This is a genomic window from Achromobacter sp. 1L-A-4-B-C2 (assembly GCF_057291955.1).
This window is the reverse complement of sequence record NZ_JBXAWP010000003.1, coordinates 624,091-648,288: the sequence shown is the minus strand read 5'-3', so window position 1 is coordinate 648,288 and position 24,198 is coordinate 624,091. Positions and strand designations below refer to the sequence as shown.

Annotated in this window: 16 protein-coding genes; 12 read left to right on the top strand and 4 right to left on the bottom strand. The window is 66.1% G+C overall.

Features of this window, described 5'->3' with window-relative positions:
• Nucleotides 1-5: 5 nt before the first annotated feature.
• The 4 genes from AC0Z35_RS16400 to AC0Z35_RS16385 all read right to left on the bottom strand — a co-directional run bounded on the left by AC0Z35_RS16400 (nucleotide 6) and on the right by AC0Z35_RS16385 (nucleotide 7,244).
• Entirely contained in the window at nucleotides 6-1,142 is a 1,137-nt protein-coding gene (locus AC0Z35_RS16400; RefSeq protein ID WP_120154203.1) for a C45 family autoproteolytic acyltransferase/hydrolase, read from the bottom strand.
• A 302-nt stretch (nucleotides 1,143-1,444) separates the two neighbouring features.
• Nucleotides 1,445-2,956, bottom strand: a complete 1,512-nt coding sequence (locus AC0Z35_RS16395) for an efflux transporter outer membrane subunit (protein ID WP_485132300.1) — start codon at nucleotides 2,954-2,956, stop codon at nucleotides 1,445-1,447.
• Nucleotides 2,956-6,120: an efflux RND transporter permease subunit gene (locus AC0Z35_RS16390; RefSeq protein ID WP_485132301.1), complete on the bottom strand. Its 3,165-nt coding sequence runs from the start codon at nucleotides 6,118-6,120 to the stop codon at nucleotides 2,956-2,958. Before AC0Z35_RS16390 ends, AC0Z35_RS16395 begins: the two co-directional genes overlap by 1 nt.
• Nucleotides 6,117-7,244 carry an efflux RND transporter periplasmic adaptor subunit gene (locus AC0Z35_RS16385; protein WP_485132302.1) on the bottom strand — a complete coding sequence of 376 codons (1,128 nt, stop codon included), beginning with the start codon at nucleotides 7,242-7,244 and terminating at the stop codon, nucleotides 6,117-6,119. Before AC0Z35_RS16385 ends, AC0Z35_RS16390 begins: the two co-directional genes overlap by 4 nt.
• A 193-nt stretch (nucleotides 7,245-7,437) precedes the next feature.
• Between AC0Z35_RS16385 and AC0Z35_RS16380 the strand changes: the two genes are divergently transcribed.
• From AC0Z35_RS16380 to AC0Z35_RS16325, 12 genes are all read left to right on the top strand, one after another.
• Nucleotides 7,438-8,106 carry a TetR/AcrR family transcriptional regulator gene (locus AC0Z35_RS16380; protein ID WP_046802525.1) on the top strand — a complete coding sequence of 223 codons (669 nt, stop codon included), beginning with the start codon at nucleotides 7,438-7,440 and terminating at the stop codon, nucleotides 8,104-8,106.
• 161 nt (nucleotides 8,107-8,267) lie between these two features.
• Complete coding sequence (locus AC0Z35_RS16375; protein ID WP_046802526.1) at nucleotides 8,268-10,238, top strand: BCCT family transporter; 1,971 nt, start codon at nucleotides 8,268-8,270, stop codon at nucleotides 10,236-10,238.
• 201 nt (nucleotides 10,239-10,439) lie between these two features.
• Nucleotides 10,440-11,567, top strand: coding sequence for an efflux RND transporter periplasmic adaptor subunit (locus AC0Z35_RS16370; protein WP_485132303.1), 1,128 nt, complete (start codon nucleotides 10,440-10,442; stop codon nucleotides 11,565-11,567).
• Nucleotides 11,564-14,665: a MexW/MexI family multidrug efflux RND transporter permease subunit gene (locus AC0Z35_RS16365; protein WP_485132304.1), complete on the top strand. Its 3,102-nt coding sequence runs from the start codon at nucleotides 11,564-11,566 to the stop codon at nucleotides 14,663-14,665. The genes AC0Z35_RS16370 and AC0Z35_RS16365 overlap by 4 nt, the downstream gene beginning before the upstream one ends.
• A gap of 10 nt (nucleotides 14,666-14,675) precedes the next feature.
• Entirely contained in the window at nucleotides 14,676-16,202 is a 1,527-nt protein-coding gene (locus AC0Z35_RS16360) for an efflux transporter outer membrane subunit (protein WP_485132305.1), read from the top strand.
• Between the two features lie 194 nt (nucleotides 16,203-16,396).
• A complete protein-coding gene (locus AC0Z35_RS16355; protein WP_485132306.1) occupies nucleotides 16,397-17,092 on the top strand; it encodes a helix-turn-helix transcriptional regulator in 696 nt (231 codons plus the stop codon).
• Complete coding sequence (locus tag AC0Z35_RS16350) at nucleotides 17,073-17,969, top strand: LysR family transcriptional regulator (RefSeq protein ID WP_485132307.1); 897 nt, start codon at nucleotides 17,073-17,075, stop codon at nucleotides 17,967-17,969. The genes AC0Z35_RS16355 and AC0Z35_RS16350 overlap by 20 nt, the downstream gene beginning before the upstream one ends.
• A gap of 129 nt (nucleotides 17,970-18,098) precedes the next feature.
• Nucleotides 18,099-19,601, top strand: coding sequence for an ABC transporter substrate-binding protein (locus tag AC0Z35_RS16345; RefSeq protein ID WP_485132308.1), 1,503 nt, complete (start codon nucleotides 18,099-18,101; stop codon nucleotides 19,599-19,601).
• 84 nt (nucleotides 19,602-19,685) lie between these two features.
• A complete protein-coding gene (locus tag AC0Z35_RS16340) occupies nucleotides 19,686-21,485 on the top strand; it encodes a gamma-glutamyltransferase family protein (protein ID WP_485132309.1) in 1,800 nt (599 codons plus the stop codon).
• A 98-nt stretch (nucleotides 21,486-21,583) separates the two neighbouring features.
• Entirely contained in the window at nucleotides 21,584-22,558 is a 975-nt protein-coding gene (locus AC0Z35_RS16335; protein ID WP_162941164.1) for a diacylglycerol/lipid kinase family protein, read from the top strand.
• Nucleotides 22,555-23,355: a metallophosphoesterase family protein gene (locus tag AC0Z35_RS16330; RefSeq protein ID WP_046802533.1), complete on the top strand. Its 801-nt coding sequence runs from the start codon at nucleotides 22,555-22,557 to the stop codon at nucleotides 23,353-23,355. Before AC0Z35_RS16335 ends, AC0Z35_RS16330 begins: the two co-directional genes overlap by 4 nt.
• Before the next feature lie 7 nt (nucleotides 23,356-23,362).
• Nucleotides 23,363-24,127: a phosphatase PAP2 family protein gene (locus AC0Z35_RS16325; protein ID WP_485132310.1), complete on the top strand. Its 765-nt coding sequence runs from the start codon at nucleotides 23,363-23,365 to the stop codon at nucleotides 24,125-24,127.
• Nucleotides 24,128-24,198: the final 71 nt, after the last annotated feature.

Genomic DNA, 24,198 nt, shown 5'->3' with positions numbered 1-24,198 from the left:
AAGGATCAGGCGGCGGCCAGCAGTTCGGGTTCGGCGGTCAGGCTATAGCGCGTAAACGTGCGATTCAGCGCGGGCAGGGGCGCCACTTCCATCAGGCCGACGGCCGGCTCCATGACCACCATGGCGACCGTGGCGGAAAGATTGTCGTGGCTGCCGGGGCGCGGCGGGCGGCACACGGAATAGGGCGCGCCAAAATCATCGAACAGCGCGCGCTTGAGGTCCTCGCGCGTCAAGTCCGTTTTCTCGTTCAGCAGGCGGCGTACGCGCCAGTCGCGGTACGCGCTTTCGGGCGTGCTGGCGCGGCCGGTGTCGCGCAGCTTGGACAAGGCCACTTCGCTGACCCAGTGGTTGGCGTGCACGATCAGGTCGTCGCTGCCCGGATAGATGGGGAAGGCTTCATCGGTGGTGCATTCGTAGTCCACGCCAAACCCAGCCGCCATGCCCAGCATGATGTTGTTCGAGCAGGACTTGGCGGTTGTGGCCACGGCCTTGATCGCCAGCGCGAAATGCTGCTGCTCCAGCACCTTGCGACGAATTAGCGACAGCGGCACGCCCAGTTGGCGGAAGTCGCGGTCGGACTCCAGATAGTTGGCCGTAATGGATACGCCCGCGCTGTTCAAGCCGCTGCGGGCCAGGCCACCGGCTTCGACGAACGTCAGGATGTCAGGGCCGTTGTCGCTGCGCACGCGCAGCACGATGGCCGTCTCGGCGCATTCCGCGCGCCAGTCCCAATTCTGCCCATGGATCAGGTTGCCGTTGGCCGAACGCGTGGGCAGGATCAACGCGCCGGTGCAGCCGTCGCCGGGTTCCAGTTCGGCCGCCTTCTTCTTTTCGGCGCGCGCCTTGGCCACCACTTCCGTGCGCGCGTTGACCATCACGATGTCTTCGAACGGCACGTCGGCGCCCGCGGCGATGCCGCGCATCTCTTCCAGGTAGTGCGGCGCAAAGGCTTCGATCTCGCGCGCGAAATGGGCGATGAGCTCGGTGCGCGCCATGGCGTCGTAGCCCAGGTCGACCAGCGTCTGGCCATACATGGCGGCGCTTTTGCGCACGCGCGCGGCAGCTTGCTGGCCGTAGGAACGGCCGCGGGCCTCGGGAGTGCCGGAAACCGATACGAAAGGAAATTGGGAAATCTGGGTCATGGACGGGGAGGCGGCGCCGCGCGCCGTGGGGTCGGGGAGGTGGAAGGGGAAAAAGGCAGGGAAGCAAGCTGCAAAAATGTTAGCTTATTTTGGCGCCAATATTGCTCAGGGTTTACCCAATGCGGGCGAAGATCCCCACGGCGCGACGGTTGGCAAAGGGCTTGCCACGGCGGGTGCTACAGCGGGTGCCACAGCGAGTGCCACGGCGGGTGCCGCAGCAGGGACGCTCGCGCGAACCGGCATGAAAAAGCCCCCGCGAATCCATCGCGGGGGCCGGCGCTGTCCGTTCAACAGCAAGCAGTTCAGAGTTGGCCGGCAGCCACCTCCGGCGCGCGGGTGGGCGACCCCATGGCCTGGAACAGCGCCGCTGTTTCCGTCAGCCGGGCGTTGGCGTATTCCAGTTCGCGCAGGCGCGCGGCGACGTAATGCTGTTCGGCCGCGTATTCGGTATAGGGCGCCAGCGCACCGAGGCGCACGCGGCTGGCCGTGTTGCGGTAAGACTGTTCGGCCGCGCGCCGCGAGGCCTCGGCCGAGGCCAGTGCCTGTCCGTCCGCGTCCAGACGCGCCAGGGTGTCGGCCACGTCCTGGAACGCCGTCAGTACCGTTTGCTTGTATTGCAGCACCGCCGCTTCGTAGCGTTCTTTGGCGGCGCGGCGCTCGGCCAGCAAGGCGCCGCCGTGGAAAATGGGCTGCGTCAAGGACGCGCCAATCGCCCAGATCGACCCCGCGCCGGACAGCGCGGCCGGCCAGCTGAAGCCGCCCTTGCCCATCGACGCGGACAACGACAGGCTGGGGAACAGCTGTGCGGTGGCCACGCCCACGTCGGCCGACGCGGCCTGCACCACGGCGTCCGCCACCAGGATGTCGGGGCGCGATGCCAATAGCTCGGACGGCACCACCACCGGCACCTGCGGTGGCACGGCCAGCGTGCTGAATGCCAGGTCGTCCGGCGCCTGGTCCGGGCGGCGGCCCAACAGCACGGCCAGCGCGTGGCGCGTGGCCTGCCATTGCGCGCGCAGGCCGGGCAGCGAGGCTTCCAGCGTGGCAGCGTCCTGGTCGGCGTCCAGCGCATCGTTTTGCGAAGCGGAGCCCAATTCGTAGCGGCGCTGCGTATCGCGCGCCACTTGCCGCAGCAGCACCACCTGCTTTTCGGTCAGCGCCACGCGTTCGGCCAGCGAGGCCGACGTGATGGCGCCGGTGACGATATTGCCGGCCAGCGACCGCCGGGCCGATTCCAGCCGGAACGCCTGCTGCTCAACCTGCGCCGCCAGGGACGCGTTGGCGAAACGCGCCGCGCCGAACAGGTCCAGGTCGTAAGTGGCCTGGATCTGGCCGGTGAACACGTTGTAGAGCGCCGTGGACTCGGGCAGATCGGGCATGGTCAGTGCGCGGTTGCGCGTGCCGCTTGCGCCCGCGTCCACCGACGGCAGCAGTGATGAATTGACCTGCGCGCGCAGTTGTTCGCGCGCGCCGGCCAGGTTGCGTTCGGCGGCGGCAAGGTTCGGGCTGTTGGCCAGCCCTTCCTGCACCAGGGCGTTCAGCGCGTCGGAACCATAGCGCTTCCACCACTCGGGCACGGGCCGCGCGCCCTGTTCGAATTGCTGTGCGACGCCCTGGGCCGTGGCGCCCTGCGGGGGCGGGGCTTCCACGCCGTATTGCGGGGGCGAGGCGGTTGCCGGGGGCTTGCTGTCCGGGGCGAACGCGCAGGCGCTCAAGGCCAGCGACAGAGCCGGCAACAGGGGCCGCAACAAGGGCCGGAACAAGGGCCGCGCCAGCGGCAGCCTGGAATAACGCGTGGGATGGGACTTCATCATCAGGCTCCTCGTTGCAGCGTATCGGCCGCGTTGGCGCCGGGCGGCACGCCTTCGGGCTCGTCGCGCTCGTCATGGCGCACGCGGAACCATGCCGCGTACAAGGCCGGCAGGAAGAACAGCGTCAGCACCGTGGCGCTGGTAATGCCGCCCATCAAGGCCGTGGCCATCGGGCCGAAGAAGTTGCTGCGCAGCAGGGGAATCAACGCCAGCACGGCGGCGGCGGCGGTCAGCACGATGGGGCGGAAACGCCGCGCGGTGGCGCCCACGATGGCGTCCACGCGCTTGTGGCCGTTCAGGATGTCCTGCTCGATCTGGTCCACCAAAATCACCGAGTTGCGCATGATGATGCCGAACATCGCAATGACGCCCAGCATGGCCACGAAGCCGAATGGCTTGCCGAACAGCAGCAACGCCGCCACCACGCCGATCAGCCCCAGCGGCGCGGTCAACACCACCATCAGCACGCGCGAGAAGCTTTGCAGCTGCACCATCAACAGCGTCAGCACCGCCACCGCCATCAGCGGCATTTGCGCGTTGATGGACGATTGACCCTTGCCGCTTTCCTCGACCGGGCCGCCCACTTCAATGCGGTAGCCCACCGGCAGGTCCGCGCGGATGGCGTCCAGCTTCTTGTCGATGGCGTGGGTGACGTCGATGCCTTGCGCGCCGCTGGTCACATCCGCCTGCACCGTAATGGTGGGCTGGCGGTCGCGTTCCCAGATGACGCCGTATTCCAGGTCGTAGTGCACCTGGCCCAGGCTGCCCAAGGGCACGGGGCCATTGGGCGTGGGCATGGCCAACGTGGCGATGCGGGCGGGATCCACGCGTTCTTCTTTCGGCGCGCGCAGGCTGACATTGATCAGCTTGTCGCGTTCGCGGTATTGCGTCACGGTGTAGCCCGACAGCGTCATCGCCAAAAAGTCGGACACATCGCTGGCGCTGATACCCAGCTCGCGCGCTTTTTGCTGGTCGATGTCGAATCGCACCGAGCGTTCCGAGGGTTCGTCCCAATCAAATTGCACGTTCACCGAGCGCGTGTCGGCGCGCACTTCGGCGGCGACCTTTTCCGCCACCGCGCGCACTTCCGAGATCTTGTCGCCACTGACGCGAAACTGCACCTGATAGCCGACGGGCGGGCCGTTTTCCAGGCGCGACAGGCGGGTGCGTATGGCGGGGAATTTTTCACGCAGCATGGGCTCAAGCCACTGGGCCAGCTGTTCGCGCTCTTCTACGGAGTGCGCGGTGATGACAAGCTGCCCGAAGTTCGGCGTGGGCAGTTGCTGATCCAGCGGCAGGTAGAAGCGCGGCGCGCCGGTGCCCACGAAGCTGACCGAATGGTCGATCTCGGGCCGGCCTTCCAGCGCTTTTTCCAACCGTTCGACCTGGCGCAGCGTGGCCGCGAACGACGCACCCTCTTGCAGCCGCACGTCCACCATCAGCTCGGTACGGTCCGAGCTGGGAAAGAACTGCTGGGGCACAAGCTTGAACCCCGCCATCGCCACGACGAAGATCACCACCGTGCCCGCCAGCACCCAGAAGCGGCGGTCCACGCACCACGCCACCCAACCGCGCAGACGCTGATAGAAGCGGGTGTTGTAGATATCGTGTTCGTGGTCGTGCGGCTGATGGGCTTCGCGCTTGCGCTCGGGCAGCAGCCGATAGCCCAGAAGCGGAATCAGCACCACGGCGGCAAACCACGAAGTGATCAGCGCAATGGCCGACACCTGGAAAATGGACCGCGTGTATTCGCCGGTGCTGGACTTGGCCAGCGCAATCGGCAGAAAGCCGGCCACGGTGACCAGCGTGCCGGTCAGCATGGGAAACGCGGTGCTGGTGTAGGCGAAGGCGGCGGCGCGCGCGCGGCTCCAGCCCTGTTCCAGCTTCACCGCCATCATTTCCACGGCGATGATGGCATCGTCCACCAGCAGGCCCAGCGCCAGCACCAAGGTGCCCAGCGACACCTTGTGCAGGCCGATGCCGAACATGTCCATGAACAGCGCGGTGATGGCCAGCACCACCGGGATCGAAATCACGACGACCATGCCGGTGCGCAGGCCCAGCGACACCAGGCTGACGATCAGCACGATGGCAACCGCTTCTGCCACCGAACGCAGGAATTCGTCAACGGAATCCGATACCGCGTCCGGCATGCTGGACACTTCCGTCAGCGTCAGGCCGGCGGGCAATTGCGCCTGGAGCTTGTCAAAGGTCTTGTCCAGCGCTTCGCCCAGGCGCACCACGTCCTGGCCCGGCTGCATGGTGATGCCGATGCCCAGCACGGGGTTGCCGTTAAAGCGCATCTGCTCGGTGGGCGGGTCGTCATAGCCGCGATGGATGGTGGCGATGTCGCCCAGGCGGATCGACTTGTCGTTGACGCGGATCAGCGTGTCGGCCAGCGCGCGGCTGTTTTCGAACTGCCCGGTCGGCCGCACGAAGATGCGGTCGTCGGCCGTGGTCAGGGTGCCGGCGCTGGACACCGCGTTTTGCGTGTTGATGGCCTGCGCGATCTGCTGAGGCGTCACGCCCAGACGGCTTAGCTGTGTATTGGAGATTTCGACATACACGTGTTCAGCCTGGTCGGCAAAGTAATCGACCTTGGCCACGCCCGGCACGCGCAGCAGCACGGTGCGCAGATTGTCGGCGTAATCGTGCAGTTGCGCGGGCGAAAAGCCGTCGCCATGCAGCGTGTAGATGTTGGTATAGACGTCGCCGAATTCGTCGTTGAAGAACGGGCCTTGCACGCCTTGCGGCAACGTGGCCTGGATATCGCCGACCTTCTTGCGCACCTGATACCACTGGTCGGCCACCGTGTTGGCGGGCGCCGAGTCTTTCATGGTGTAGAAGATCAGCGATTCACCGGGGCGGGAATAGCTGCGGAGAAAGTCCCTGTTGGCGGTCTCCTGTAGCTTCTTGCCGATGCGGTCGGTGACTTGTTCCTGCACCTGCTTGGCGGTCGCGCCCGGCCATAAGGTCTTGATGACCATCACGCGGAACGTGAAGGGGGGGTCTTCGGACTGGGCCAGCTTGGAATACGACAGCACGCCAAACAGCGTGACCAGCGTGATCAGGAAAATGACCAGCGGCTGGTGGCGCAGCGCCCAGGCCGACAGGTTGAACTTGCCTTCTTTGTGGTCGTGGCCGGGATCTTCGGCGGGTGCGCTCATGATGCGAAGTCCTCGGCGTGCAGGGGCGCCACGGGGCGCACCTTTTCACCGGCGGTCACGGTGTGCACGCCTTGCCAGACCACGCGTTCACCCGCCGACACGCCGCCGGTCAGCGTTACGGTGCGCGCGTCAAAGCGCAACACCTGTACGCGGCGCAGCTCCAGCGTGTCTTCCTTCGGTTTGACGATCCATACGGCAGGGTCCTTGCCGTCATGGAATAGCGCGGTGGCGGGCACGGTGTAGGTGGCCTGGTTGGCCGCGCCGTGGTTGTCGAAGCTGATGTTGGCCGTCATGCCCAGCCGCACTTGCGGCGACGGCGATTCCAGCGTGAGCTTCACGCGGTAAGTGCGGCTTTGCGGGTCGGCGGCCGGCGCGATCTCGCGCAGCGTGGCCGTGAAGTTCTGGCCGGGCAGCGGGCCCAGCGTCACGTTGGCGCGTTGGCCGATCGTCAAACCGGCCAGTACGCTTTCCGGCACGTCGCAAATGGCGTCGATGTCGCCTGCCCAGGCCAGCTGGTAGACGGGAGTGCCGGCCGCCACGTTCTGCCCGGTGTCGGCCTGTTCGGCGGTGATGACGCCCGCATGGTCGGCCTGCAGCGTCGTGTACTTGAGCTGGTCGGCCGACAGCGCGGCCTGCTGGGCGGCCTGATCGCGTTGGGCCAGGGCCGAGGCGTAGGCGTTGCGGGTCTGTTCCAGCTGGGTGGCGGCGATGAGGTTTTCGCGCGCTTGGGCGCGGTCGCGGTCCAACTGTTGGCGGGCGTAGTCCAGTTGATGCTGAGCGGCCGACAACTGGGCCTTGGCGGCCGCGGCGTTCTTGGTGGCGTCGGCCGGGTCGAGCTTGGCGACGACCTGGCCGGGCACGACGCTATCGCCCAGCCGAACCTGCCGCTCGATGATCTTGCCGCCTACGCGGAAGGAAAGCGGCGTGCTGTAGCGCGCCTGCACTTCGCCCGGCAACGTCCACGCCGGCAGCCGTTCATCCGCCTGCGTCGGCATGGCGACCACGGGACGCGGCGCCGGGGCCGGTTCTTCTTTGCGGCCGCAGGCCGAGAGGGCCAGCGCCAGCGCCAGTAGCGCGGGCAGCGTGATGCGGCGAGTCCATGGGGACGGAGCGGGCGTTGTCACGGTTGCGGCAAGGGGGCGCGCCGACGGTTGTGGGCTGGAGCCAGGAAAATTCACGAAATACCTCGCGGCGCGATAGGGGCGAAAAAGGGGAAGGCATCGGCGAGTCAAACTCGATACGGGCTGAATTCTAATGCGCATATGTATTCGGATACAAGGCTGTATTTGAAATCGTGGCCGGTGCTAAACTCCCGCCATGTCAAAAGTGCGCTTAACCCGAGAGCAAAGCAGAGACCAGACGCGTCAGCGTCTGCTGGACGCTGCGCAATCGGTATTCCTTACCAAGGGCTTCGTGGCCGCCAGCGTCGAGGACATCGCCGAACTGGCGGGGTACACGCGCGGCGCCTTCTATTCCAATTTCGGCAGCAAGACCGAACTTTTCCTGCAATTGCTCAGACGCGATCACGAAAAAGTGATGGCCGACATGCGCGCCATCTTCGAAGAAGGCGAAACGCGCCAGCAGATGGAAGCCAGCGTCGTGCAGTACTACAGCACGCACCACCGCGAAAACGATTGCTTCCTGCTCTGGATGGAAGGCAAGCTCCAGGCCGCGCGCGACCCCGATTTCCGTGTGGGTTTTACCGATTGCCTGCGCGAATTGCGCGCGGCCACCACGGAATACGTCCGCCAGTTTTCCGCGCATGTGGGCACTCCGCTGCCCATGCCGGCCGAACAATTGGCGATCGGGCTCCTGGCCCTGTCGGACGGCATGCAATTTAGCTACGCCTTTGATCCGCAAGGCGTGAGCCTGGAAATGACCGAGGCCGTGCTGGCTGGTTTTTTCCGCCGGGTGGTGTTTGGTGACTCGCAACCCGACGCGGCGCCCGCCGCCTTGCCGCCCGGGGCGCCAACTTCGGTCGGATAGCCTTGCCCTGGCCGCTGCATGGCGGCCACGAATCACCGATACAGATCGCCGATACAGATTGTCAGCCGCATGCCGGCCGTGATAGTAATAACCGCGGCGCAACGGTCGGGCTGAGGGGGCCGGCGCCGAAATTCGCAACCCTGGGCGAAAGGAGCTGCTGCATGTCTTCAGAAACCCGACCATCCACCATCAACCGCCCGGTGTTCTTCCCGGCGGCGATCTTCACGCTGTTGTTGGTCGGATTCGCGATTCTTGCGCCCGAGCGGGCGCAAAGCCTTTTTGAATCCGTGCAGGGCTGGATCCTGGGCAACGTCAGCTGGTTCTACATCCTGGTCGTGGCCATCATCTTGCTGGCCGTGGTGTTCCTGGCCTTGAGCCGCTACGGCGACATCAAGCTCGGGCCGGACCATAGCGAACCCGATTACCGCAATTTCACCTGGTTTGCGATGCTATTTTCCGCGGGCATGGGCATTGGCCTGATGTTCTTCGGAGTTGCCGAACCGGTGATGCACTTCGTGTCGCCGCCGGTCGGCGAGGGCGGCACGGCCATCGCCGCGCGCGAGGCCATGAAGATCACGTTCTTCCATTGGGGCCTGCATGCGTGGGCGATCTATGCGGTGGTGGCGCTGATCCTGGCGTTCTTCAGCTACCGCCATGGGCTGCCGCTGACGCTGCGTTCGGCCCTGTATCCGCTGATCGGCAACCGCATCCACGGCCCCATCGGCCATGCCGTCGACATCTTCGCCATCATCGGCACGGTGCTGGGCGTGGCGACGTCGCTGGGCCTGGGCGTGGCGCAGATCAACAGCGGGCTGAACCACCTGTTCGGCGTCCCGGTCGGGGTGACGACGCAGATCATCCTCATCGTCGTCACTTGCGGCCTGGCCACGCTGTCGGTGGCCAGCGGTCTGGACAAGGGCATCCGCATCCTGTCCGAGACCAATCTGGTGCTGGCGGCCGTGTTGCTGCTGTTCGTGCTGGTGGTCGGCCCCACCGTGTTCCTGTTCCAGACCTTCGTGCAGAACACGGGCGCGTACCTGTCCGACATCGTCAACAAGACCTTCAACCTGTATGCCTACGAGCCCACCGACTGGATTGGTGGCTGGACCTTGTTCTACTGGGGCTGGTGGATTGCGTGGTCGCCGTTCGTGGGCCTGTTCATCGCGCGCATCTCGCGCGGGCGCACCATCCGCGAATTCGTCACCGGCGTGCTGCTTGTGCCGGCGGGGTTCACCCTGTTCTGGATGACGGTGTTTGGCGACACGGCCATCCACATGATCCTGGTGGACAAGGTGCAGGGCCTGGCCGAGGTGGTCGAAGCCGATTCGTCGCTGGCCCTGTTCGCCTTCCTGGAACATCTGCCCTGGAGCAGCGTGCTGTCGGTGGTGGCCATTGCAATGGTCGCGGTGTTTTTCGTGACCTCCGCCGACTCGGGCGCGCTGGTGGTTGACCTGCTGGCCTCGGGCGGGTCGGACCGCACGCCTGTGTGGCAGCGTATTTTCTGGTCGGTGCTGATGGGCGCGGTTGCCATCGCGCTGTTGCTCGCCGACGGGCTGACCGCCTTGCAGACGGCCACCATCGCCAGCGCGCTGCCGTTTTCCATCATCTTGCTGCTGTCCCTGTGGGGGCTGTTCAAGGCGCTGAAACTGGACGCCACCAAGCGCGGCATTCGCTATCAGTCCTTGACCTTGTCGCGCCCCGCGCGTGGCGGCCAATCGTGGGAACGTCGGCTGCGCAACATGGTGATGATGCCGCGCCGCTCGCACGTGCAGCGTTTTATCAGCGACGTGGTGCGGCCTGCGCTGGACGACGTGGCCGAGGAACTGCGCAAGCAGGGCTATGCGGTAGAAGTGCGCGAAGTCGAAGCCGACGGCAGCGCCATTCTTGAGGTCTCGCACGGCGAGCACCTGGACTTCTCGTATGCCGTGCAGCCCGAGGCGTTCGTGCGCCCCAGCCTGACGCCGGACGAAGCGGCCGACGAAGAAGAACGCAAGTACTTCCGCGCCGAAGTCCACCTGCGCGAAGGCGGGCAGGACTACGACATCATGGGCTGGAGCCGCGACGCCGTCATCGGCGACATCCTGGACCAGTACGAACGCCATCGCCATTACCTGCACATGGTCCGCACCTGACCGTCGGCCGGCCACGTACTACCCGGCCGACACGCCAACCCTGAAAACCGCCAGCCTCGCCTGGCGGTTTTTTTTCGCCCATCTGCCGCCGCTGAAGGCCGATAGCGGCGCGCTATGCGGCGTATTGCAATGTCCACTTTGACGAAATGGGGCGAATCAAGGATTATCCAAGCTTATTCTTGGATAAATAAAGAGAAGATCATGAAGGCGAAACCTGGAGCCTGGGCCGTAGGGGCCCTTGTGCTGGCGGGGGCGTTGGCAGGTGGGTGGGCGTGGAAGGCGGGCCGCGCGCCGCAGCAGGGCGGGTGGGCGATGGCGCCGGCCAAGGTTGCGGTGGCGCCCGCCGTGCAGGCGGACTTTCCGATGGCGCTGACCGGCATCGGCTCGTTAGAGGCCACGCGCCAGGTGCAGGTGCCCGCCGAAGTGGATGGCCGGGTCACGCAGATTCTTTTCACGGCAGGCCAAACGGTGAAGGCCGGCCAACTGCTGGTGCAGATGAACGACGCGCCGGAACGCGGCGAGCTGGCGCGGCTGCAGGCGCAGGCCCGCAATGCGCGCGCCTTGTTGGAACGCACGCGCCGGCTACTGCCGCAACAGGCCGCCACGCGGGAACAGCTGGATCAGGCGCAGGCCGATTACGACCAGGCCGCCGCCGATATCCGGCGCGTACAGGCGCTGATCGAGCAAAAGCGCGTCAAGGCGCCGTTCGACGGCATGTTGGGCGTGCGCCGTGTGCATCTGGGCCAATTCGCCCGCGCCGGCGATCCGCTGGTGTCGCTGACCGACGCTTCCACGCTGTACGCAAATATCACCCTGCCCGAACAGGCGCTGGGCGCCGTGCGCGCCGGCCAGACGGTGACGGTGACGGTGGATGCGTATGCCGACCGGCAATTTCCCGGTCAGGTCACTACCGTGGAACCGCAGGTGGACGCCGGATCGCGCACCGTGCGCGTGCAGGCGACCTTGGCCAACGCCGATGGCGCGCTGGCCGCCGGCATGTTCGCGCACGGCCGCATCCGTTTGCCCGACCGGCCCGATGTGATCACGGTGCCGGAAACGGCCATCAGCTACAGCGCTTACGGCGATTCCGTCTACGTGCTGACGCCGCCCAAGCCGGGCGCGGCCGCCGCGCCCGACACGCCGGCCACGGTGCGGCAAGCCTACGTCAAGACGGCCGAGCGCCTGCATGGCCGGGTCGTTGTCACTGAAGGCCTGAACGCGGGCGATCAGGTGGTGACGTCGGGCCAACTGCGCCTGCACAACGGCGCGGCCGTTGACGTGACCGGCACAGACACCGTCGCGTTGGGCGCACCGGCGGAGGCATCATGACATTCACCGATCTTTTCGTGCGCCGGCCCGTGCTGGCGCTGGTGGTCAGCACGCTGATCCTGTTGCTGGGCATCAAGGCGTTAAGCGGCCTGCCGGTGCGGCAGTACCCGCTGACCGAAAGCACCACCATCACCATCACCACCCAATACCCGGGCGCCTCGCCCGACCTGATGCAAGGTTTCGTCACGCAGCCCATCGCGCAATCAGTCGCTACGGTGGAAGGCATCGACTACCTGTCGTCCTCGTCCACCCAGGGCCGCAGCGTGATCACGGTGCGGATGAAGTTGAACGCCGATTCCAACAAAGCCATGACCGAAGTGATGGCCAAGGTCAACGAGGTGAAGTACCGGCTGCCGCAGGACGTGTACGACCCCGTGCTGGTCAAGTCGGCGGGCGAGGCGACCGCCGTCGCCTATGTGGGGTTTGCCAGTTCGACGCTGTCGCTGGCGGCATTGACCGATTATTTGTCGCGCGTGGTGCAGCCGCAGCTGTCCTCGATTGACGGCGTGGCCAGTGTGGAACTGTATGGCGGCCAAAAGCTGGCCATGCGCGTCTGGCTGGACCCGGACCGCATGGCCGCGCGCGGTATCTCGGCGGGCGAACTGGCGCAGGCGCTGCGCGATAACAACGTGCAGGCCGCGCCGGGCCAGGCCAAGGGCCTGTACGTGGTGTCCAACATCCAGGTCAATACCGACCTGGTCAATGTGGCGCAATTTCGCGACCTGGTCGTCAAGCGCGACGGCGACGCCATCGTGCGGCTGGGCGACGTGGCCACCGTGGAATTGGGCGCGGCATCCACCGATTCCAGCGGCTTGATGGACGGCGAACCCGCCGTGTACTTCGGCCTGAACGCCACGCCTGTGGGTAACCCGCTGGTCATCGTCAAGCGCTTGCAGGAACTGTTGCCCAACATCAAGCAGAACCTGCCGCCGGGCACCAGCGTGCAAGTGCCGTTCGAGCTGGCCCGCTTTATCAGCGCGTCGATCGATGGCGTGATGCAGACGCTGCTGGAAGCCATCGCCATTGTCGTGGTGGTGATCTTTCTTTGCCTGGGTTCGTTGCGCGCGGTGCTGATCCCCGTGGTCACCATCCCGCTTTCCATGCTGGGCGGGGCGGCCATCATGGCGCTGTTCGGCTTCAGCGTGAACCTGCTGACCTTGCTGGCGATGGTGCTGGCCATTGGGCTGGTGGTGGACGACGCCATCGTGGTTGTGGAAAACGTGCATCGCCACATCGAAGAAGGAAAATCGCCCGTGCGCGCGGCGTTGATCGGCGCGCGAGAAGTTGCCGGGCCGGTGATCGCCATGACCATCACGCTGGCTGCCGTGTATGCGCCCATCGGGCTGATGGGCGGGCTGACCGGGTCGCTGTTCAAGGAGTTTGCCTTTACGCTGGCCGGCGCGGTGGTGGTGTCCGGCGTCATTGCGCTGACCTTGTCGCCCGTCATGAGTTCGTTCCTGCTGAACCGCGACGTGTCGGAAGGCAAGATGGCGCGCAACGCCGAGCTGATGTTCGGCCGGCTGGGCAAGGCCTATGGGCGCGTGCTGGACGTGTCGTTGCGGCATCGTTGGGTGACGGGGCTGATCGCCGTGGCGGTGCTCGTCAGCCTGCCGTTCCTGTACAACGCCGCGCAGCGCGAGCTGGCGCCGGTCGAAGACCAATCCACCGTGCTGACCGCCATCAAGTCGCCGCAGCACGCCAATATCGACTACGTAGAAAAGTTCGGCAAGAAGTGGGACGACGTGATGAAGACGGTGCCCGAGCAAAAAGGGCGCTGGCTGATCAACGGGTCGGACGGCGTGTCCAACAGCATCGGCGGTGTGGACTTCGTGGACTGGCAAGACCGCAAGCGCAACGCCGATGCCATCCAGGCCGACATGCAATCGCTGGCCAATCAGGTAGAAGGCAGCAACATCTTTGCGTTCCAGTTGCCGTCGTTGCCCGGGTCCACGGGCGGCCTGCCCGTGCAGATGGTGCTGATGAGCGCGGCCGATTACCGCGTCGTCTACGAGGCCATGGAAAGCTTGAAGCAGGCGGCGCGGGCCAGCGGGCTGTTTATGGTGGTGGACAGCGACCTGGACTACAACAACCCGGTGGTGCAACTGACGGTGGACCGCGCCAAGGCCAACAGCCTGGGCGTCACCATGAAAGACATCGGCGATACGCTGGCGGTGCTGGTGGGCGAAAACTATGTCAACCGCTTCGGCATGGACGGGCGCTCGTATGACGTCATTCCGCAAAGCCGTCGCGATCTGCGTATGTCGCCACAGGCCTTGGCGCAGTTCCACGTCAAAAGCGCCAGCGGCGCACAGGTGCCGCTGTCGAACCTGGTGTCGGTTTCCATGGGCGTGGAGCCCAATTCGCTGACGCAGTTCAACCAGTTGAACGCCGCCACGTTCCAGGCCATCCCGATGCCCGGCGTCACCATGGGCGACGCGGTGACATTCCTGTCGGAGCAGGCAAAAAACCTGCCCGCCGGCTTCAGCTATGACTGGCAATCGGATGCGCGCCAGTTCAGCCAGGAAGGGTCGGCACTGATGATTACGTTCCTGTTCGCCATCATCGTCATCTATCTGGTGCTGGCCGCGCAGTACGAAAGCCTGCGCGACCCATTCATCATCCTGGTCAGCGTGCCGATGTCGATCTGCGGCGCGCTGATTCCGCTGGCGCTGGGCATGGCCACCGTGAACATCTATACGCAGATCGGGCTGGTGACGCTGATCGGCCTGATCAGCAAGCACGGCATCCTGATGGTGGAATTCGCCAACGAAATGCAGGTCAGCCACGGGCTGGATCGGCGCGCGGCAATGGAGCAGGCCGCCCGCATCCGCTTGCGTCCCATCCTGATGACGACGGCGGCGATGGTGATGGGGCTGATCCCGTTGCTGTTCGCCACGGGGGCGGGCGCGCACAGCCGGTACAGCCTGGGCCTGGTCATCGTGGTGGGCTTGCTGGTGGGCACGTTGTTCACGTTGTTCGTGCTGCCTACCGTCTACACCGTGCTCGCGCGTGACCACCGCGCCGCCAGCGACACGCCGCGCGCGCGGGAACTGGCCGTGGCGCAAGCCGAAGACGGCCGCGCTGCCATCTCGCATTAAGGAGCCAACCATGATTGAAGTTTCCGCATCCGCACCGCTGCGCCGCCCGGCCCTCGGTGCCGGCCCCGAACGCGCGATTCGCCCAGCCTTCGTCTTTGGACTCGATCGTCCGCGCCGCCCGAGCGCCGTGCTGCGATCAACGCTGCTGGCGCTGACACTGGCACTGGCGCTGGCGTTGGCCGGCTGCGCCGTGGGCCCCGACTACCAACGCCCGCAGGACGCGCCGGTGGTGCTGGCCAGCCCCGAGCAGGCGCTGTTTTCCTCCGACGCGCTGCAACGCGACTGGTGGAAGCAACTGCAAGACCCCCAGCTGGACCAGCTGGTGGACCTGGCCTTGAACCGTAATCACGACATCCGGATCGCCCAGTCTCGCCTGGCGGAGTCGCGCGCCGTGCTGGACGAAAAAGAACTGGATCGCTTGCCCGCCGTGACGCTGGACGGGCGCTATGAACGCGGCCTGTCGCAGGCCAACGCGGGCACGGCCGGGCAGCGCAACCTGGCCCAAAGTTATCGGGCCGGTTTTGACGCCACCTGGGAACTGGACCTGTGGGGGCGGCTACGCCAAGCGGCCGCCGGCGCGGCGGCGCGCAGCCAGGCGCAGGCGGCGGATCTGGCCCAGACGCGCATCGTGGTGGCGGCCGAGGTTGCCCGCAATTACTTCGAACTGCGCGGCGCCGAGCAGCGCCTGGCCGTGGCGCGCGCCAACCTGGAAAGCCAGCGCGACAGCCTGCGTGTGACCCAGGCGCTGGTGCAGGCCGGGCGGGGCGACGAGGGGGATCTGGCCAGCGCGCGGGCCGAACTGGAAACCGTGCAGGCCAGTGTGCCCGTGCAAGTCACGGCCAAGCGGCTGGCGCATTATCGGCTGGCGGTATTGGCTGGGCTGCGGCCGGTTCAACTGGCCGAACTGGATGCCGGCAAGCCGTTGACCCCATTGGCGACACGCCTGCCGATCGGGGACGTGGCGGCGCTGCTGTCGCGTCGGCCGGACGTTGCCGCTGCCGAGCGCAATATGGCCGCCGCCAATGCAGACATAGGAGTGGCCACGGCGGAGCTTTATCCCCGCATCGACCTGGGCGGGTTCCTGGGTTTTGTGGCGTTGCGTGGTGCCGATTTCGGCGCGGCGTCCAGCCGGGCGTTCAGCGTGGCATCGGGCGTGAACTGGCCGGCCTTGCACCTGCCGACGGCGCTGGCCAGACAGCGCGCGGCCGTCGCCCGTGCCGACGGGGTGGTGGCGCGCTACCAGCAAACGGTGCTTCAAGCGGTGCAAGAACTGGAGTCGGCGCTGACCGAGTTTGGCCAGACCCAACAGCGCTTGGGCAATCTGGCGCAGGCGGCGGCGCACAGCCGGCGCGCGGCGGAACTGGCGCAGCTGCGCTATCGCGAGGGGAGTGCGCCGTATTTGACGGTGCTGGACGCGCAGCGTACGCTTTTGCGCGCCCAGGACGCCGTGGCGGTTGCCGAAACGGATTCCTATACCCGTCTGGTGGCGCTGTACAAGGCGCTGGGAGGCGGCTGGGAGGCGGAGGCGGCGATGTGAGGCGCTGACGTGAGGCGCTGACCTGAGGCGCTGACCTGAGGCGCTGAATTTGACGCCGGAGGGGGGAGCCGGAGGTTGGCTCCCGAGGTTGCCTCCCGACGTTGGCGCTGAAGGCCGGCGCTGACGCAACCCGCTGATGGGCCGCCAAGTTCATGGCACCATAGGAACCTTACGCCCGGAGTATCGTTATCGTCATGTCCGACAGCCTGTCCCACCCCGTCACGTGGATGCCGCATCAGCCGGCGGACCGCGTGTTGATGACCTTGAAGACGCGCGGCCCGCAGTCGGTTGCGGTCATCGCCAAGGCCATGGATGTGACCGCCGAAGCGGTGCGTCAGCAAATGGCGAGGCTGCATGCAGACGGGCTGGTCGACTCCGAAAGCCACAGCGCCGGGCGCGGTCGGCCTACCCAGATCTGGTTCCTGACCGATGCCGGCCATGGCCGCTTTCCCGACACGCACGCCGAAATGACGGTGCAGATGATCGGGGCCGTGCGCCAGGTGTTCGGCGAGGACGGCGTGGACAAGCTGATCCAGGCGCGCGAGGCCTCCATGTTGGAAGGCTACCAACGCGCGATGGCGGGCGCGCACGACCTGCCATCCCGTCTGGACCGCCTGGTGCAGGTGCGCTCGTCCGAAGGCTATATGGCCGAATTGCGCAAGGACGGCGCCGACTTCCTGTTTATCGAAAACCACTGTCCGATCTGTTCGGCGGCCAAGGCCTGTATGGGCTTTTGCCGCAGCGAGCTGGATCTGTTTCGGAAAGTGCTGGGCACGGACGTGCAGGTGGATCGCGAAGAACATATCCTGAGCGGCGCGCGCCGCTGCGCCTACCGCGTGCGCCAGCAAGGGCCCGCCCTACAATCCGCGCATGACTCTCAAGCAACTTGAAGCGTTCTACTGGGCCGCTACCTGCGCCAGCTTTGCCGTGGCCGCTGAACGGCTGCACCTGTCGGTGTCGTCGCTATCCAAACGCATCACCGAACTTGAGGACGCGCTGGGCCGGCCGTTATTTGACCGCAGCGGCCATAAGGCCGCGCTGACCGACGCCGGCCAGCGCCTTGTGCCGCAGGCTCGGGAATTGCTGGCCGCCGCCGACCAGGTGCGGGCGTCCATGGCGGAAACACCCGGGCTGCGCGGCCGCTGCCGCTTCGGCGTGGGCGAATTGACCGCCCTGACCTGGCTGCCACGCCTGATCGGCGTGGTGCGGGCCGCCTATCCCGACCTGGTGCTGGAGCCGTATGTGGACATCGGGCAGGTGCTGGAGCAGCGCGTGGCCGATGGCGAGCTGGATTTTGCCGTCATCGCCGGCCGGTCTTCGCGAGCGAATATCGCGTCGACCCCGATCGGCCAGGCCCGCTTTGCCTGGGCGGCGGCGCCCGCCGCCTTGGGCTCGGACACCCGCATGACGCCCGCGCTGCTGGCCCGCCTGCCGCTGGTGACGTTGCCGGCCGGCGCGGGCACGACCCGCATCATCGATGACTGGCTGGCCGGGCGCGATGCCGCGGGCGAACGGCTCTGCTGCAACAGCTGGGGTGCCATTGTCGGCCTGCTGATCGAAGGCACCGGGGTAGGGCTGATACCCGAACACTGGGCCCAGGCCCTGCAAGCGGAAGGCAGCTTGCGCGTGCTGCAAGGCGACCCCGAACCGGCCGCCTTGCCGTATTCGTTCCAGTACCGGCGCGACGACGCGCGGCCGCTGGTTGCCCGGTTGCGCGAGTCCGTGACGGCGGCGGTGGACTTTTCCGCACCCTGCCGCCTGCCTTGATTTCCCCGCCACCCGGCGTCCGCGAGGCGGCCGGTCATGGGCCGTGTTTACCAGCCAGACAGCCGCCGCTCTATACAATCGCCGCGCGCCTGGCGCAGAATTCCACAGATGCAACGACGGAGAACACTCATGCGTAAACTTTGCCTCGCCATGGCCATGGCGGGAATGCTGGCCAGCGGTCTGGCGCAAGCCCAGTCCACCCTGCGTATCGGTCTGCAAGACGACCCGGACGTGCTGGACCCGGTGCGTGCGCGCACCTTCGTGGGCCGCATCGTCTTTGCCTCGCTGTGCGACAAGCTGGTCGACATCACCCCCGACCTGAAGATCGTGCCCCAGTTGGCGCAGTCCTGGACGATCGGCCCGGACAACAAAACGCTGACGTTCAAGCTGCGTACCGATGCCGTGTTCCACGACGGCACGCCGGTCAATGCCGCGGCCGTCAAGGCCAACCTGGACCGCGCCCGCACGCTGCCGGACAGCAACCGCAAGAGCGAACTGGCCACCGTCGCCAGCGTGGACGCGCCCGATGCCAACACCGTGGTGCTGACCCTGTCCGAGCCGGATGCCTCGCTGCTGTCGCAGCTGTCGGACCGCGCGGGCATGATGATGTCGCCGGCCAGTTTCGACAAGGATCCTGGCGGCAAGCCGGTGTGTTCCGGCCCGTATCAATTCAAGGAGCGCGTGCAGAACGACCGCATCGTGCTGGAGAAATTTCCCAAGTACTGGGACGCCGCCAACTTCCATTTCGACCGTCTGGTCTACACGCCGATCCCCGACAACACCGTGCGCCTGAACAATCTGCGCGCCGGTGACCTGGACATCATCGAACGCGTGGCGCCCAGCGACGCCAAGGCGGTCAAGGACGACGGCAACCTGCGCCTGGCGCCGGTAACGGGCCTGGGCTTCCAGTCGATCTCGGTCAACCTGGGCAACGGCGCGCGCGCCAACAACCCGCTGGCCAAGGACAAGCGCGTGCGTCAGGCGCTGGACCTGGCCATTGACCGCGACGTGCTGAACCGGGTGATCGGTGAAGGCATGTTCCAACCGGCCTACCAGCCGTTCCCGCCCGCCAGCTTTGCCTACAACACCGCTTTCGAACACAAGGGCCGCGACCCGAAGAAGGCGCAGGCGTTGTTGAAGGAAGCCGGCTATGACCGCGTGAAGTTCGAAATCACCTTCGGCAACAATACGACCATGCAGCAAGTGTTCGAACTGGTGCAGGCCATGGGTGCCGAAGCCGGTTTCGACATTACGTTGCGCCCGGTGGAATTCGCGTCGTTGCAATCGTCGCTGGCGCGCGGCGACTTTGAAGTGGGTCAAAGCGGTTGGTCGGGCCGGGTCGATCCCAGCGGCAATATCCATCAATACGTCAGCTGCAAGGGCAACCTGAACGACGGCAAGTTCTGCGACGCAGGCGTGGACAAGCTGCTGAACGATGCGCGCGGCGAGGCCGACACGGCCAAGCGCCGCGCGCTGTACGACCAGGTGCTGACCAGCATGCAGGACCAGCGTCCCATCGTTTACCTGTTCTATCTGCCGTGGACCTTCGGCGTGCAAAAGAAGGTTGAAGGCTTTGTGCCTTACCCCGATGGCCTGATCCGCCTGAAGGGCGTGACCGTCGCCAAGAAGTAAGCCGGGCGGCCAACGACGGGATCCGGAATCGGATCCCGTTTTTCTTACTTGCGGGCGGCGTGCGCCGCCGCTACAGGAAGCATCATGTTTACGACTCGCCCGGAAATCCTTGGCACCTTTGGTGTCGTGACCTCTACCCATTGGCTGGCCAGCGCGACCGGCATGTCGCTGCTGGAACGCGGCGGCAACGCGTTCGACGCCTGCGCGGCGTCGGCCTTCGTGCTGCAAGTGGTTGAGCCGCATCTGGTCGGCCCCGCCGGCGAAGTGCCGGCCATCTTCTATTCGGCGCGCACGGGCAAGCTGGAAGTGCTGTGCGGGCAGGGCACGACGCCGGCGGCGGCCACGCTTGAGCGATACCGCGCCGAAGGGCTGAAGCTGATTCCGGGCAACGGCCTGTTGGCCACCGTGATCCCCGGCGCATTCGACGCCTGGATGCTGCTGCTGCGCGACCACGGCACGATGCGCGTGCGCGATGTGCTGGAACCGGCCATCTATTACGCCGAGCACGGCCATGCGCTGATGCCGCGCATCTCCAACACCATCGCGGGCCTGAAGGATTTCTTTGAAACCCATTGGTCCACTACCGCGGCGGTCTACGTGCCCGGCGGCAAGGTGCCCGAAGCGCGCAAGCTGTTTCGCAATCCGGCCTTGGCGCGCACGTGGACGCGCGTGCTGAAAGAGGCGGAGAGCGTGGGCGCTGACCGCGAACGCCAGATCGAGGCGGCGCGGGACGCCTTCTACCGGGGTTTCATCGCCGAGGAAATCGACCGATTCGCGCGCAATACCGACGTCATGGACGAAAGCGGCACGACGCACCGAGGCGTCATCACGGCCGACGATCTGGCCGGCTGGTCGGCCAGCTACGACACGCCGCTGACCTACGACTACCACGGCTACACGGTCGCCAAGGCCGGCGCCTGGAGCCAGGGCCCGGTATTCCTGCAAACGCTGGCGTTGTTGAAGAACATGGACCTGGCGGGCGTGGGGCCGAACAGCGTTGAATTCATCCACCGCGTTACCGAGGCGATGAAGCTGGCTTTCGCCGACCGCGAAGCCTATTACGGCGACCCGGCTTTCATCGACGTGCCGCTGGCGCACCTGCTGTCGGACGCCTACAACGACGAGCGCCGCGCATTGATCGGCGAGACGGCCTCGCACGATCTCTTGCCCGGCCAGGTGCCTGGCTTCGAGGCGCAGGTGGCGCGCGTGATGGACACGCTGGAACGCCTGTCCCCGGTGACCGCGCCTGGCAGCGCCACCAACGAGCCCACGCTGGCCGATATGCGCGCATCGGCCAAGCGCGGCGACACGACGCATGTGGATGTGATCGATCGCTGGGGCAACATGATTTCGGCCACGCCGTCGGGCGGCTGGTTCCAGTCGTCGCCGGTGATACCCGAACTGGGCTTTGGCCTGAACACGCGCGCGCAGATGTTCTGGCTGGAAGAGGGCTTGCCGGGCACGCTGGCGCCGGGCAAGCGCCCGCGCACGACGCTGACGCCGTCTTTGGCGCTGCGCGATGGCAAGCCGTACCTGGCCTTCGGCACGCCGGGCGGGGATCAGCAGGAACAATGGCAGTTGCTGTTCTTCCTGCGTCACGTGCATCACGGGCTGAATTTGCAGGAAGCCATCGACCTGCCGATGTCGCACACCATGCACTTTCCGACATCGTTTTATCCGCGTGATCGCAAGCCGGGCCATCTGGCGCTGGAGGCAAGCTTTGGCGCCGACGTGATCGACGGCCTGCGTCAACGCGGTCATCAAATCGAGGAATTGCCGGAGTGGTCGGTTGGCCGCTTGACGGCGGCCTCGCGCGATGAAGACGGGCTGCTACATGCAGCCGCAACGCCGCGCCTGATGCAGGCGTACGCCATCGGCCGTTGATCCTGGGGGAACGGGCCCGGCCGCGCGAGGCCCGTTGATTCGGACCGGGCGTGCATGCCGCCTTGCGGCGTTTTACCGGCATGGGCTATCTTTCTCCCATGACTTCATCCGACCAGCGCCCAGGCACCGAAGCGCAATCCCTGACGGGACAAGAGCCGCTATTCATCGTCCTCAATACAGGATCGGGGCGCGGCGACGCGCAGGTCCTGCAAGACACTATCCGCGGCATTCTTGATGAAGCGGGCAGGCGTTACACGCTGATGCCGGTGGACGACCCCACCCGCCTTACCGAAACGGCGCAGTCGGCCGTCAAGCGCGCGCAAGACGAGCAAGGCGTCGTCATCGCGGCCGGCGGCGACGGCACGCTGAACGCGGTGGCCGCCACCGTGCTGGGCAAGGGCGTGCCGTTCGGCATCCTGCCGCAAGGCACGTTCAATTACTTCGGCCGTGCCTACGGTATCTCGCAAGACACCGACGTTGCGCTGCGCGGCTTTCTGCAAGGCCATATCGAGCCGGTACGCGTCGGCCAGCTGAACGGCCGGCCGTTCCTTGTCAACGCCAGCCTGGGGCTGTATCCCACGCTGCTGGAAGACCGCGAGGCCTACAAGCAGCGCTTTGGCCGCAGCCGGCTGGTGGCGTTGTGGTCGGGCGTGGTGACCCTGCTGCGAGCGCCGCGCCAATTGCGGCTGCAACTGGAAGAAAAGGGCCAGGTAAGCGACCTGCGCACACCGACGCTGGTGGTGGGCAACAACAAGTTGCAGCTGGAACACGTCGGCATCGAATCCCAGGATCTGGATCGTGACCGGCTGGTGGCCATGACGGTCAAACCGGTCGGCACGCTGGCGCTTTACGGCCTGCTGGTGCGTGGCCTTTTCAGCCGCCTGGGCGAGGCCGAGCACGTCATCAGCTTCGGCTTTCATCGCATGACGGTGCGCATCCGGGGGCGCCATCGGGTCAAGGTCGCGATGGACGGCGAGATTTCCTGGATGAACACCCCGCTGGAATTCAAGGTGGCCGACGACAGGCTGCCGCTGGTGGTGCCCGCGGACTCGCAATACCTGGATCGCTCATGACGCGGATATTGCAACTGTCCGACACGCATTTCGGCACCGAGCGCAAACCTGTGGTCGAGGCCGCGCTGGACCTGGCGCGCTCGCTGAACCCGGACCTGGTCGTGCTAAGCGGCGATATCACGCAGCGCGCGCGGCGCGGGCAATTCGCGGCGGCGCGCAAGTTCATCGAACGCCTGTCGCTGCCCGTGCTGGCAGTGCCGGGCAACCACGACATACCGCTGATCAACGTGTTTGCACGCGCGCTGAATCCTTACGGCAACTACAAGCGGGCGCTGGGCGCGGTGCTGGAGCCAGTGTTCGAAAACGCCGGCCTGTTGGCCATTGGCGTGAACACCACGCGGCCGCGCCGCCACAAGGACGGCGAAATTTCCGACGCGCAGATCGCGCGCGTGGCGCAGCGGCTGCGGCAGGCGCGCCCTGGGCAATTGCGGGTGGTCGTCGCGCATCATCCGGTGCGCGCCAAGGTGGAATCCGACCTGTCCAACCTGCTTAACGGGCGCGAACGCGCGCTGGCGGCCTGGGCGCAGTCGGGTATTGATCTGGTATTGGGCGGGCATATTCACTTGCCGTATGTGCTGCCGCTGTCGGCGGCGGGCAAGCCGGCGGGCTGGATCGTGCAGGCGGGCACGGCATGCTCAAGCCGGGTGCGTGGCAGCGTGCCCAATTCCGTCAACGTGATCACGCGAGAAGGCGAGGGCGACCAGCAGATGTGCCATGTCGAACGCTGGGACTATGCCGAGGCAACCCACGTGTTCGCACCGGTCGACAAGACGCTGGTCAGCACGGTCGAGCGGTGACCGCGCCATGACAGATTCGTACGCGCAATGGGCTGCGGCCCATGCCCTGGAATTGTTTATTGCGTTGCCGTTATTGACGGGCGCCTTGGCGCTGCTCACGGTCCGTATCGTGGCGGGCCAGCCGACCAACACCCGGCGCGGCGCCATCGCGGCAGGCGTGATGTTGGCGTTGGCCATCTTTGGAGTGCTGGCGTGGGCAGTGCATAGCCAGGGCGATGTGGTGGCCTTCGATGGCGCATTGGCCGAGGCATTGAGCATGTCGATGAACGCGTCGCTGCTGTGGCTGCTGTCGTGGTTCACGTATCTGGGCGACCGCAATTTCCTGACCGTGCTCAGCGTGTTGATGACGCTTTACCTGCTATGGACAGGGTGGTGGCGCCTGGCCGTGTTCTGCGCGCTTGCCACGGGCTTGGGCGGCGCGCTGAATTGGGTGCTCAAGCACAGCTTTGAACGCGTGCGGCCGGTGCACGATCACGGCTTCGCGGCAGCGGCGGGCTGGAGCTTTCCCAGCGGCCATGCGTCGGCGGCGATGGCGGTCTACGGCACCGCCTGCTACCTGGTGTGGCGCTTGGCGCCGGCCCAGTGGCGCTGGCCGTGCGTGGCGGCGGCGGGTGCGCTGATCATGGCCATCGGCCTTAGCCGCATCTTGCTGCAAGTGCATTTCGCCAGCGACGTGGTGGCAGGCTTTGCCGTCACGCTGGCGTGGCTGGCGCTGTGCGTAGCCCTGGCCGAACGCTATTGCCGATCAGGCGGGGCACAACAAGAGGCGTAGCAGTCGGCGCTGCGCGTTGCCTGCCGGATTGCCGGCAATGCCGCCCGCAATGCCGCCCGCAATACCGCCAG

Bases quoted from the DNA above. Each gene is read 5' to 3' on its own strand.
- AC0Z35_RS16400 (WP_120154203.1), bottom strand. From the start codon at position 1,142: ATGACCCAGATTTCCCAATTTCCTTTCGTATCGGTTTCCGGCACTCCC.
- AC0Z35_RS16395 (WP_485132300.1), bottom strand. From the start codon at position 2,956: ATGATGAAGTCCCATCCCACGCGTTATTCCAGGCTGCCGCTGGCGCGG.
- AC0Z35_RS16390 (WP_485132301.1), bottom strand. From the start codon at position 6,120: ATGAGCGCACCCGCCGAAGATCCCGGCCACGACCACAAAGAAGGCAAG.
- AC0Z35_RS16380 (WP_046802525.1), top strand. From the start codon at position 7,438: ATGTCAAAAGTGCGCTTAACCCGAGAGCAAAGCAGAGACCAGACGCGT.
- AC0Z35_RS16375 (WP_046802526.1), top strand. From the start codon at position 8,268: ATGTCTTCAGAAACCCGACCATCCACCATCAACCGCCCGGTGTTCTTC.
- AC0Z35_RS16370 (WP_485132303.1), top strand. From the start codon at position 10,440: ATGAAGGCGAAACCTGGAGCCTGGGCCGTAGGGGCCCTTGTGCTGGCG.
- AC0Z35_RS16365 (WP_485132304.1), top strand. From the start codon at position 11,564: ATGACATTCACCGATCTTTTCGTGCGCCGGCCCGTGCTGGCGCTGGTG.
- AC0Z35_RS16360 (WP_485132305.1), top strand. From the start codon at position 14,676: ATGATTGAAGTTTCCGCATCCGCACCGCTGCGCCGCCCGGCCCTCGGT.
- AC0Z35_RS16355 (WP_485132306.1), top strand. From the start codon at position 16,397: ATGTCCGACAGCCTGTCCCACCCCGTCACGTGGATGCCGCATCAGCCG.
- AC0Z35_RS16350 (WP_485132307.1), top strand. From the start codon at position 17,073: ATGACTCTCAAGCAACTTGAAGCGTTCTACTGGGCCGCTACCTGCGCC.
- AC0Z35_RS16345 (WP_485132308.1), top strand. From the start codon at position 18,099: ATGCGTAAACTTTGCCTCGCCATGGCCATGGCGGGAATGCTGGCCAGC.
- AC0Z35_RS16340 (WP_485132309.1), top strand. From the start codon at position 19,686: ATGTTTACGACTCGCCCGGAAATCCTTGGCACCTTTGGTGTCGTGACC.
- AC0Z35_RS16335 (WP_162941164.1), top strand. From the start codon at position 21,584: ATGACTTCATCCGACCAGCGCCCAGGCACCGAAGCGCAATCCCTGACG.
- AC0Z35_RS16330 (WP_046802533.1), top strand. From the start codon at position 22,555: ATGACGCGGATATTGCAACTGTCCGACACGCATTTCGGCACCGAGCGC.
- AC0Z35_RS16325 (WP_485132310.1), top strand. From the start codon at position 23,363: ATGACAGATTCGTACGCGCAATGGGCTGCGGCCCATGCCCTGGAATTG.